We start from the raw sequence: 12,179 nt of genomic DNA, 5'->3' as shown, positions 1-12,179 counted from the left end.
GGGTTTGACTTTTATCTTCTACAAAACGCCATTGGATCAAATCCAGTGGCGTTTTTTTGAGTGTTGTCTACGAAATAGCATACTTTAATAACTGGCTAGCCCTCCTTACTCAGTTGCTTGTTCAGTTGCTTACTCACTCGGGTCCGATCCTGGTGGAAAGTCATGGCGTAATTGTGCGACATTATCCGTTGTGACCGTATCCGTGAAGTTATTGAGATCGCTATGCACGTATTGTGTGACGGCAGCTATTTGCGCATCATTCATCATGCTGTGAAACGACGGCATACCGCGCAGGCCGTTAATGATTACGCCAATAATATAGTACTTTGACTCCATCTTACTGTTATTGGTCAGTGGCGGATAGTAACCAGCGCCTTGCGCGCCGTCACCTTTTTGCATATGACAACCTGCACAAGAGTCGTCATAGAGTTTCTTACCGTTGGTTGTAGCAAATCCCGTTTTACCTTGTGTGCTGCCTTCAAACTTGGCGAGCCACTGCTGCATGCTGGCATCATCGCTCATTTTGGGTATCGAGCGCACATCGACGATATTACTAGTGGGTTCAGCCAACTCACTTTTGGACATGTATACGCCGCCCCATGCGCCTTGATTGCGACTGGCCTGATTGTCAAAACTGCTGTTAGATATCACAGGCGTCGTCTGTGGATTGGCGATAGTGGCTACATCTTGTGTTCTATTCTGACTACAGCCTGACAATGTTAGCAACGCGATCGACCCGCCAACTATGAGCTTTATTACGGCCTTGCCTGAGCTAGACGATTTTGTCGGGTTTGCTGTCATTATATTCATGATTGTCCCTAATGTGCCTAGTCTCATTGTTATCATCCTTAATTCAGCGCCAGACTGGTTATACAAAGTAGTTTAGCCAAGTTTCTTGGCCTTTTGATGCAAGCGTTTGGCGGCATCCATACCAGATAATATCGCGCCTTCTTGCCACGCAGGAATGTGCGAACAATGCTCACCTGCCAGTACGATGCGGTGATCAATCTCGCAGAGGGTCTCGTAATACTGCTCACGACTCGACTCGCTCCAGATACCATAACAGCCAAGCGACCAAGGGATACGGTGCCATGCGACGGATGTGCCCGAGCGGAACTCCTTGGTATATTGCGGATGAATCTGTTTGCCATAGGCGAGCGCCGCGTTGATACGCTCTTTGGGCGTCAAGGAGTTAAACTTATACGAAGTCTCGCCAAATCCATAAGCGCCAAGCAACACACCTGAGCCTGTGCTAAACATATCTTGTGAAGGGTAGGAGATTTGGGTAATCGGCAGATCAGTATAAGTGATGCCACCATAGATCCATTCATCTTCTTCCCAAAAGCGCCGTTTGAATTCTAAACCGACTTTATACGAGCTGTCATAAGGGACAGCTGCCATGGCTTGCTTCATGGGTGCGGCCACATTGATGTCAATTTGAGTCAGTATGGACAACGGAATCGTACAAATGCACCAATCTGCTCGCACGGTTTTGGCAGCACTATTAGGGCTATCGCTATCGCTATCGCTATCGCTATCGACATATTCGACGCTGACGCCCGTCTCGTCTTGATTGATTTTGGTGACTTTGGCATTAAAAGTAATCATATCTCGGCACTCACGCGTGAACGCATCACCGATTTTCCCCATACCGCCGACAGGCTGAAACATGGTTGGTTGATGAACATGCACGGTATAGTTGCTATAAATGTCTGACCACATGCCTGAGTCTAGTAGCTTATCCATTGGTATCGGCGTTGATGGCTTGGCATCTGGCATCAAGCCGCCACCCGGATACACACTATAGCCGCGATGCTTACCCGTTTCATGGTTTTTGACATAGCGATAGTTATTATCCAGAACACCCCAACCCTTTAGCCCTTCGAGTAGTTTTTCTTTGTCCTCTTTATCAACCGTACTATCGAGACTGCCTTTATTAACGGCTTTGGATAATAATTCTGACACATAACCACGGATATCGTTTTGCACTTCACCCAAGCGCTGCGGCGCACCGTTGAAGTGATTGGTACGATGTAGATAAGCACGGTCATTGGTTTGGATAAAGGGCTGCAATGCGACGCCAAACTTTTTGCAGTAATGAAAAACCGCGTAGTGATGAATTGGCAATCGCCATGGGCCACCATTAAAGTAATTGCCTTTTTTAAAGTCGCAGGTGACCTCAGCACCGCCCAGCTCTGTATATTTATCACCGCTATTGAGCGTCCAACTACGTCCGCCGCCCCGATTTTGGTACTCCAGCACGGTCACTTTGTAGCCCGCTTTGCGTAGCTCATAGGCCGCAGTCAGCCCGCCCAATCCTGCACCTAATATCACGATACTGGCGTCAGCTGGTGCGCCTTTCAGATTCATCTCTTCTTTAAAGCTCGACTCGGATGCAAACCCCAACGTGGTCATCGCTTGATACATCGCGGTCGCGCCTGCCGTCTTGCCGATCATTGAGAGTAGTTGTCGCCGTGTGGGAGATTGGAGCAGGTCATTCATGGGTTTATCCTTATCGTGCTGGTCTTTGCCATATGATAAAGGGCAAAGATTAAAGTACATTTTTTATAGTTGTTTCTAATGCCAATTCTTAGGGCTAGCTTTTTGCTTTTATCACACGTGTGACGTCGGCGGCGCTAACATCGTTTTTGGGTAGACCACCAAAGGTGACGCGCACATAGTTCGTGATGCTCGCAATCTGTGCAGGGCTTAAATCTTTTGAAAACCCTGGCATCTTCGGTGCTGTATTAAAGGCACCTTTTGCCCCAAAGGCAATCACGCCAACGAGTGCATCAGGCTTTACGCGGCGAATACTACTCAGGCCAACGATGGATGCATAACGGGCATCAGGCTGAGCGTAACCGTCCACGCCGTGACAGCTGGCACAATGTGCTAGATATAAGTCTTTTGGCGCGTTGCTGCCCAAGTTATTATTGCTGCCGCTATTGTTGGCACTGCTGACAGTATTCGTTTTAGCCTGCGCCAGATAGTCTTTTTGCTCTAATAAGTCATAAGTAATGGAGTTGCTGGCTGGCTGCGGTAGGCGAGACACATTGATAGGTATGAGATAGTCATCGGTCTTAATGGCTGGGACAACTTTTAGATAAGACGCCATCGCGATCAGATCTTCATCAGTGAGATAGCGCGTGCTATGTGCCACGGCTTCTGCCATCGGTCCACCCGCATAAGCGCGCTTATCAAGCGTTCCTGTACGCAGGTAAGTCACGATGTCCATTTCGCTCCAACGCCCGATACCTGTATCGTTGTCAGGGGTGATATTTGGTGCAAACCATTTACCGAGTGGCGCACCAGATAAGTAGCGGTCTTTATCGAGGCCTTGGGTTAGATTGCGCGGCGTATGACAGGTGCCACAATGTTCTAGATTATTGACCAGATATTCACCGCGTTGCTGGGTTGTCGTCAGCCCTGAGCGATTTTCGGTAGAGGGTACGTTGATGACATTCCATGCCAGCATCAAGCTACGGATATTTAATGGAAAAGGCAGGTGCGTGGTTTTTTCAGGGGGATTGTCTACCACAGGGACGGTCTGAAAATAAGCAAACAAGGCACTGATGTCGTCATCTGTCATGCCATGATAGGACGGATAGGGCATCGCAGGATAAATCTGATGATTTGGCGCACGACCTTTTCGCAAAGCCTTTTTGAAATCAGCCTCGGTATAATTGCCGATACCGTATTTCTTAGAAGGTGTGATATTGGTCGAATAGATATTGCCAATCGGCGTCTCAATCGGTACGCCGCCACTATAATCCTCACGGTGGCAGGCCATACAGTCTGCTGTACGGGCGACGTAAGCGCCGCGGTTGGCAAGCCCACTATTGGCTGGGCTGACATTTGGTAAGGTTGTTCTGCTAGGTAAAGCGTCCATCGGCAGAATGACCGTCTCTGCCATCGCAGCGGTAGCAAGTACGCTCAGCCCTGATGTTAATGCCACTACTGCAGAAAATGACGCAACTGGCATAGCTCTACAAAGCGTCTTTATAATATCCTTATAACTCATCTATATTCCCTTCTAGCAAAATGCCTGATAGTTACTAGTCATCTCTATTAAAATTAAGCAAAGCAATAAAAGCCGATACTTTCAAAAGGGACTGTCGTAGCATTGAAACAGCTACTGTCTGGCCGCTTCCACTTTGATATTTAACTTTAGGTTTTTGGTCAGTCCAAACCATGCAAATTTGTTTATATGCCACTTTGTGCGATCAATCATCGCGGTAAAGTTACCACCGCAAATTTCCTGTTTGAAACCAACACTTGTGCCACATTCAAACTTGGTGGCCGTCAGGCTAATAGGATGCGTCTCACCATGCAATGTAAGCTGGCCATCTACTCGTGTTACCTGTGGTTTCTTAGCCTTATTAAAGTACCATTTTGTTGATTTAAAGCGCGCTGAAGGATGCATTTTTGCATCAAAGAAATCAGGGCCTGTTAAGCTTTTATTAAAAGAGGTATTGCCCGTATTTAGAGAGTCTATCGGTATGATTAATGAGATGTCGCCAGCTCTTAAATCTGGATCATATTGTAGTTGACCGCTAATATTATAAAATCCGCCAGCGGTGGCAGCGCTTTTGAAGTGTTCAATGGCAAACTTTATGTGCGTACTGGTGGGATTAATAGAGTAAGTAGCGGCATGACTGTCACTTATGGTACTGACAAGCAGTAATGGCACAATCGATAAATAGTAGACATGCGGGATTTTTTGTCCAATGCATAAGAAGCGCATGGCTACATTCCTTTGTGGGTAATATATAAAGCATGTCATCAAAAAGCACTATCCATAGCGCTAAACAGTGACAAACCAATTGCTCTTCATTATTTATACAGTATTTTTAGATAATGAGTCATATTATTTTGATAAATATATAGAGGTTATATCCGCTTATACTTAAAGCCAAAGATTTATTTTAGTTGTTCGGTATTTCGAGAGTAGTCAGACGTCTATCAGCATGTTTGCTATTGCTACCTTTGGCGCTACTGACGCTACTGACGCTATTGATGATAGTGTCTCTAAACAATAGAGTAGCGAGCGCACAGGCTATGGTCAGCGATAGCAGCATCGAGACTAAGGTATGACTAAAGAAATGGTCGCCAAAGAGCATCTTATACAGTCCCATCGTCCAACCTAGTCCCGTCACTATCGTAAATATTCGGTCACGGTATGTGTATAACGATGGTAAAAACGCCAATCCATATAAAGAAAACCCTGCGCTGGCGTGAGCCGCTGGGAAACATCTGGCAGGAGTCGCAGCCACGATGTTTTGCCACAGGTTGAGGTAGGGCAGATCACCGTTAAATGAAACCAAGTCGTTTGGACAGCTCACATGGGTAAAGCCTTTGAGCGTGGCAATGGTAGCCGGTACAATTACCATTATAATCAGTAAGTAGCCAATCTCCCGAACGGGTAGCGGTAGCAGAAATCTATCGAACTTATGGCGATACTGCGAGGCAAGGTCGGGCAAAGGCTGTCTATACTTAATGATTAGCACTACTATGAGGTAGACTGCCAGTAGAATTAATAGAGCTTTGGGTAAATCATAAAAGATAAAAGCATAAGGCTGCGCGCCCTTTTCTAGTAGCCAGTGTCCATTGTTATAAAATAGCTCACTGATGCGTAGGTCCAACTGGCTATGTTCAAACATTATTGTAGCAATGATGGTTACGCACAGTAATTTTAGCCAGAGCCAGGCTGTTGAGTGGTCTTCTACAGTCATAGATACCTCTGTAACGTATGTCAGATAATGATAGATTGCAGCATGACTATTTAATGATGTTTCGTCTGGTTATTGATGTCTCATGTGGCATATGTTTTGCGATCTACAGTGCTGCTATCTAGGTATTTATCATGCTTTATTAACATAAGACTGATAATGCCATTGTCCATAAAGTAGCTAAAAGACACAGCGACAAGAACTGCGCCGCCGAGCCGACATCTTTTGCTATCTTGGCAAGTGGGTGTTTGGCTGTCGATGTATGGTCGACGCACGCTTCGATACCCGTGTTTAGCAGCTCAACAATCAAAGATAAAAAAGAAGCAACTACCAGCATCATTTTTATACCAATTGAAAAAGGCACAATAATGACAGCAGTAAATAGGGCAATATTGAGCCACACGACTTGTCTAAAAGCCGCCTCAAATTTGTAAGCTGCTTTAAAGCCGTCTATTGAATAGCCAGCAGCTTTTACAATGCGATAAAAGCCCGTTTTGCCTTTTGCGCTCTCTGCAAAGCTATTAGGCGTGAGCGCACTGTGATGTGCTACCTGATTGATAGAGCAATGCTCGGCTGGCTTGTTTTCAAGATTAATAGGAGTAATTTTATTCATATAGAATTCTTAATGATCTATTAATATCAAGGTGCACTCTCGGCTTTGCACGACCAAAAAAACAGTCAGGTAAAGTCGATATAGCTTGAGTATAAAACGAGAGAGATTAAGAAAGTGTTAAGAGACTATAAAGAGGCTAGGATACGTGGTAATGAACATTAAATAGAGAAGAGCGTATTTTTTAGATGAGATTTTTTGGCGCTATAACATGTGCTACTTGTAATAAATACTAAAAGTGCTACCGCCTGAATGATTGGCTTGATGGGTCAGCTGCCAGCCCATATGAGACATGATGCGTTGTACAATGCTTAGCCCCAAACCTGAGCCTTCAACCTTTTGATTGATATCATGCTCCGGTGACAAGGCTGTGCTTTTACCCTCGTCTTGATAGTCATGAGTCAATCGCTCAAATCGCTCGTAGAGTAGAGGCATCATCGCCTCAGGAATACCAAGACCCGTATCAGTGACCATGATTTTTTCGTCATCGATAGTGATGGTGACTTCGCCATCATCGGTATACTGAAACGCATTTTTTATCAAATTACCCAATGCCATTTTTAATAGCTCAGGACGCACATAGGCACTATATTCTTGCTCAGCGATTACCTGACACGTGACAGTCTTGTAGCGTAGCAAATAGGTCAATCGCTGCACCTCGGCTAAGACAATGCTATTGATGGATGTTTGCGGTGCATTCAGCTTTTCAGGCGCGCGCGAGAGTAAGAGCAAGGCTGTGATAGTCTCAGAAGTCTCATGCGCGGTATCACCAATACGATTGGTAAACTCGGTTAGATGGCTGTCTGTTGGGAATTGCGACGCTAGCACCTCAGAGGCACCCATAATGATGGTCAAAGGCGTGCGCAGCTCGTGACTGACATCCCCTGTAAACAGTTGCTCGCGTTTTAGATATTGCTCGAGTTTTTGGTTTTTTTCATCGATCGCTCGCGCCAACACCCCGACTTCAGAAGGCAAGTGCGTGAGTTCCGTTAAGTTTTTATGATCGCTCTCAACCGCTTGTTTTAGATCGAGTAGGGGCTTGATGATCTGTTTGGAGGACAGATGAGAGAATATAGCTGCGATAAGTAAACTCAGTATTACGGCCACTTTGAGCGTGTCCGCAAAAATATCTTCTAAGTTTTCAAAGATTTCTAACACAGGGTAGTGACTCATCACTATCTCAACCCCTTCTATGTAGGTCAAAATATATGCTTGATCGCCTTGCTCATACGCAAAAAAGTGTAGATGGGTGCGCTTCTGATCAGTGCCTTTGTTAACAATGCTTTTATTAAGAGTAACGTCAGTTTCTTGCACGGTGTCATTCGCAGAGGCTTGCAGACTGACTGGTGCATAATCATAGCGGTAGATTTTAATGCCTGGGTCAGCCGTATAAATAGGCTGATCGCCATGTTTTTCTTGACTCATCTCCAGCTGTTGCAATAGACGTGCTTTGACCAATTCTCGCTCTATTCTGCTTTCTGCATACAAAAAAATGCTGACAAAAGCGCTGCATAGTAGTAAGGCAAATATAAAATAAGAGAAGCGAAACTTATTGGCGATTGAGTGTATGTTGAGCATAGAGGCACTTATATAGTAAAGCGGTATAGTAACGATAGGGGGTAAGGGTTTGTGGCACAAGATATATCTTCAATGAGCACGAGCGCTTTCGAAGTTAAGTGGGATCTATCACCTGATAACCTACACCAGGCAGGGTGATAATCATAGGTTTATCGAATGGTTTATCGACCTGCGCTCGCACGCTATGCATATGGGTGCGTAGCGCATCACTACTTGGGATGTCTTGCCCCCATACTTTTTCTTCAATCTCGTATTTGCTGACGACTCTTGGTGCGGCACTCATTAGGATATGCAGTATTTTAAATCCAGTTGGTGTGAGCCTAATGGATTTTCCTTCGCGTATAATAGTATGCTCGCTGTTATTCAATAATAGCGCACCCACGGCGATACTGTGTACAAAATGATCATCCTCATGACGACGTATGAGCGCTTTTATACGACATTCTAGCTCAATCAACGAAAAAGGCTTGACCAAATAATCATCAGCGCCGCTATCAAATCCTGCTACTTTATCTAAAAGCGTATCGCGCGCAGTGAGCATCAGCACTGGTGTCTTGTCGTGCAATTCTTCTCTGAGCTTTTTGCATAATTGCGTGCCATTCATACCTGGTAGCATCACATCGAGCAATATCACGTCATAATGATTGCTTGAGGCGAGTGTGAGCCCACTATAGCCGTGATGTGCGTTGTCCAGCTCAAAGCCTTTGGGCTCAAAAAACGCATAAATGTTGGCGACAATATCGGGATTGTCTTCAATAACGAGTATCTTATACATAATGCTGACCTAAGAAATAGTGGTTGCTTAAAGGATAACGCAATATAAAAACAGGTTAGTGATGCACGTTAAAAAAGGTTGGTGCACCTTTGACCTCATTGGTTGTAATGCCAAAAAAGCTCAGCAACGTCGGCGTAATAAAATCATGTGACACCGGCTGACTGCTCATACTAGAGAGACTATCTGCATCGATGTTATTACTGTCCGGTGACCAAATTACCGCAGGAACATGTTTTTGGGTATCTGGTGCAAATGTATAAGGCAGACCATGCAAGTAAATATTATTTTCACCCAAACTTTCTCCATGGTCACTCATATAGACCATGACGACATCATAATCTTGTTCATAAGGTTTTAAGGTATCAATCACGTTATTCAAGAAATAATCAGTGTAGCGAATGGCGTTATCATAGCCATTTATTACAGACTGGGCATCACATTTCGACAGCTCATTGGTCATACAGACAGGTCTATAGGTTTCAAATTCTTTAGGATAACGCTGGTAATAAGCAGGGCCATGATTGCCCATTTGGTGCAACAAAATAAGCGTGTCTTTAGGCATCTCTTTCTGTGAGCTGCCTGACTTAACCAGTGTATCAAAACCATCAAGCATACCAATATCTCGGCATTCAATATCACAATTTGGATTGGTATCAGCCGTCTTGTAGTCCTCAAAAGTCACACGATCAGCCACACCTTTAGAGCTAGAGTTATTGTCTCGCCACACGACATTGATCCCTTGCTTGCTGAGTGTATCGAGTACGTTTTCGTTATACTTAGCGGTATCTACGTCGTAGTTTTCTCGATTGGTATAACTGAACATACAGGGTACGGAATAGGCGGTCGATGTGCCGCAAGAGACCGCGTTTTTAAAACTATAAAGGTTTGATTGCTTTGAGAGCAGCGGCGTGGTGTTGCGTGTATAGCCATTTAAACCAAAGTGATCCGCTCGAGCAGTTTCGCCAACCACAAACACCATCAGTTTGGGTTTTGCAATGCTGTTGTCAGGGGTTAATCGCCTTGCATCTGTCGCATGCAGCGTGAAAGTATCAGGACGGCGCAACTCCTTGATATAGTTTTCGCCAAGTTTTAACATTGAGTAAATAGGCGTAATCGGGTTGGCATAAGAGCGCACTTCTTTATGCTGACGAAAGAAGCTGGCGTACTGATCACCAAAGGGTAAGAGACAAGCGGCGATGACTGCGATAGATAATATCAGCGTAACTGTTTTTTGTAGAATGCTGAGTTGCCAGGTAAAGCGCTTTAAGCGAATTTTGCTAATAATAAACGCTGGCAACACCCCCAATATCAGCACTCGAATCACCAGACTGGGTGTGAACAATCCCATCGCTTCTGCTTGATCGGTCTCCATGCTATTGATTAGCATATTGGTGTCAAATATCGTTCTGTAAGCATCAGTAAAATAACCACAGATGGCGGCAGTAATCAGCAGCGTTATCAACACTGGCTTGGCAATCTGGCGACAGCAAAGCAGCTGTAATACCAGCCACATCAGTCCAAATAGCACACCCGTAATAGACAGTATAAAACCTATGTTTTTGCTAAATGGATAGACATTTAGCACCTGCTCGAAAAATCCAGTATTAGCAGTCGCGACCAAATACAAGGCAGTGGTAATCAGAAGATAACTGAGATTGACTTCACGATGATATAGCTGACTTAGGAAATGGGTTTTTCCACGAGCTGTGGGCGTATTTATTTTGACGGCTTGAGGTATTGACATACAAGAACTTCTCAACAAAATGGTAGGAAACGTCATTCCTTACCATACCAAACGGGCTGTTAAGAAGGTGTTAAGGTGGTATCTCTGATACTTATGCCAATAGAAGAGAGGTTGAATGGTTCGTTTAGACGTGTGTTAAGACGTTCACTGATAGATGCTATAGCATACTCAAATTATTCTGGGTTCATCATAGCCATTAGCTGGGGCTTGTTCTTTATGGTAATAAAGCCATAGTGCATATTGATAATGGTCTGTTTTTGCCACGATTGGATGATCTTATTGATGGTTTGTCGGGTGGTGCCGAGCATGAAGCCAAGCTCCTCTTGCGACAAGCGTAGATCTATTTTTATATCAGCGCCTACCTGCTTGCCATAAGTGCCAATCAGCCCGATGAGCATACTAGCTAGTCTTGCGGATGTATTTAGCGAGGTCGCATTATCAATCCAGTCAAAGGCTCTACGTATCCGCCCGCAGGTAATGAGCGCGAGATGCTTGTATAAAATTGGGTGCTGCTCAGCGGTGTGGATCACTGCTTTTCTAGGGATGGACAGTAAAGTAACCTTGTTTGTAGTCCACGCATCATGGGTACGAGGGTTGTCATCGATGATAGATATCTCACCAAACCAATCGCCACTAGACAGATGGGTAAGGGTCATGGCGTTTCCGCTAGCGCTTACATTACAGACCCTGATCGTCCCTCCTAGAACTAAGTGTAAGGCCGCATCATCATTATCACCAACCGCATGAATCATCTGGTTTTTTTGATACGTTTTGAGCACAGCGCTATGTGCCAGTTGTGTTTGGATTTCGGCTGGCAAGTGAGTAAACCAAGGGTCATTATCTAGATGATGAGTGATATTCATAAGTGTAATGTTTTTGACAGATTTGGGGTTACAAAATAGTGTAGAGTGATGTTTCAGGATATCTACAATTGTAAAGGACTATACAATGCAAACAGCTATGGACACCACCACACAAACGCATTCAACCTCGAGTGTACACCAAAACATGAGCGAGCAAGAGTGGGAGATGCGCGTCAATCTTGCAGCTTGTTATCGCATCATTGCCTCTTATGGCTGGGATGATTTGGTATTCACGCATATCTCAGCCCGCGTTCCGGGTACTGAAGACGAATTCTTGATCAATCCGTACGGAATGTTATTTGAAGAGATTACCGCTTCTAGCCTAGTCAAAGTAAACAAAGCTGGCGAAAAATTAGCGCCATCAGAATTCGATGTCAATCCAGCAGGGTTTATCATCCATAGTGCGGTGCACGAAGCTCGTGACGATGCCCACTGCGTGATTCATTTGCACACAAACGACGGTGTTGCCGTATCTGCACAAGAGCAAGGCTTATTACCCATCTCCCAACAATCGCTATTTCCTTTGTCTAATCTAGCGTACCACGGCTACGAAGGCGTCGCGCTCAACCCAGAAGAAAAAATTCGTTTGGTCGCTGATTTAGGTGACGCTCACTTTATGATTTTACGTAATCATGGTCTGCTGACGTGTGCCGATACCGTGGCCAATGCGTTTTTGTATATGTATATCATGCAACGCGCTTGCGAGATTCAGATAAAAGCGCAGAGCGGGGGCGGTGCATTGACACCGATACCAGCTCAAATATTGGCAGGTATTCAAGCGGCATCCGAGGAAGTCACGAGAGGCGCAAATGGTGATATCGCATGGCCTGCACTGTTAAGAAAACTACGTCGCACTGACCCATCATTTGAGGAGTAAGCC

11 protein-coding genes are annotated in these 12,179 nt (G+C 44.9%); 1 reads left to right on the top strand and 10 read right to left on the bottom strand.

All coding sequences use genetic code 11. From position 1 onward, the window contains the following. Positions 1 to 129: 129 nt before the first annotated feature. The 10 genes from AC5JPT_RS05815 to AC5JPT_RS05770 form a co-directional block, all read right to left on the bottom strand. Positions 130 to 810 (bottom strand): c-type cytochrome, encoded by a 681-nt coding sequence (locus AC5JPT_RS05815; RefSeq protein ID WP_493853959.1) that lies wholly within the window; start codon positions 808 to 810, stop codon positions 130 to 132. A gap of 72 nt (positions 811 to 882) precedes the next feature. Next, complete coding sequence (locus tag AC5JPT_RS05810; RefSeq protein ID WP_493857435.1) at positions 883 to 2,502, bottom strand: flavin monoamine oxidase family protein; 1,620 nt, start codon at positions 2,500 to 2,502, stop codon at positions 883 to 885. Positions 2,503 to 2,596: 94 nt separating this feature from the next. Then, positions 2,597 to 4,021 (bottom strand): c-type cytochrome, encoded by a 1,425-nt coding sequence (locus tag AC5JPT_RS05805; protein ID WP_493857434.1) that lies wholly within the window; start codon positions 4,019 to 4,021, stop codon positions 2,597 to 2,599. Positions 4,022 to 4,132: 111 nt separating this feature from the next. Continuing rightward, positions 4,133 to 4,744, bottom strand: a complete 612-nt coding sequence (locus AC5JPT_RS05800) for a YceI family protein (RefSeq protein WP_493857433.1) — start codon at positions 4,742 to 4,744, stop codon at positions 4,133 to 4,135. 181 nt (positions 4,745 to 4,925) lie between these two features. Beyond that, positions 4,926 to 5,660, bottom strand: a complete 735-nt coding sequence (locus AC5JPT_RS05795) for a PAP2 family lipid A phosphatase (RefSeq protein ID WP_493857432.1) — start codon at positions 5,658 to 5,660, stop codon at positions 4,926 to 4,928. A gap of 211 nt (positions 5,661 to 5,871) precedes the next feature. Next, positions 5,872 to 6,333: a diacylglycerol kinase gene (locus AC5JPT_RS05790; protein ID WP_493858434.1), complete on the bottom strand. Its 462-nt coding sequence runs from the start codon at positions 6,331 to 6,333 to the stop codon at positions 5,872 to 5,874. 222 nt (positions 6,334 to 6,555) lie between these two features. Beyond that, entirely contained in the window at positions 6,556 to 7,917 is a 1,362-nt protein-coding gene (locus tag AC5JPT_RS05785) for a sensor histidine kinase (protein WP_493857431.1), read from the bottom strand. Between the two features lie 94 nt (positions 7,918 to 8,011). Then, positions 8,012 to 8,692, bottom strand: coding sequence for a response regulator transcription factor (locus AC5JPT_RS05780; RefSeq protein WP_493857430.1), 681 nt, complete (start codon positions 8,690 to 8,692; stop codon positions 8,012 to 8,014). A gap of 55 nt (positions 8,693 to 8,747) precedes the next feature. Further along, complete coding sequence (locus AC5JPT_RS05775) at positions 8,748 to 10,436, bottom strand: phosphoethanolamine transferase (protein WP_493857429.1); 1,689 nt, start codon at positions 10,434 to 10,436, stop codon at positions 8,748 to 8,750. Between the two features lie 173 nt (positions 10,437 to 10,609). After that, positions 10,610 to 11,299: a Crp/Fnr family transcriptional regulator gene (locus tag AC5JPT_RS05770; RefSeq protein ID WP_493852184.1), complete on the bottom strand. Its 690-nt coding sequence runs from the start codon at positions 11,297 to 11,299 to the stop codon at positions 10,610 to 10,612. An 85-nt stretch (positions 11,300 to 11,384) separates the two neighbouring features. Between AC5JPT_RS05770 and AC5JPT_RS05765 the strand changes: the two genes are divergently transcribed. Then, complete coding sequence (locus AC5JPT_RS05765) at positions 11,385 to 12,176, top strand: class II aldolase/adducin family protein (protein WP_493857428.1); 792 nt, start codon at positions 11,385 to 11,387, stop codon at positions 12,174 to 12,176. Positions 12,177 to 12,179 lie beyond the last annotated feature (3 nt).

The sequence above is a fragment of the Psychrobacter sp. H26 genome, from assembly GCF_059073035.1.
Note: the sequence above shows the minus strand (reverse complement) of the source record. Positions and strands in the feature narration are given on the sequence as shown.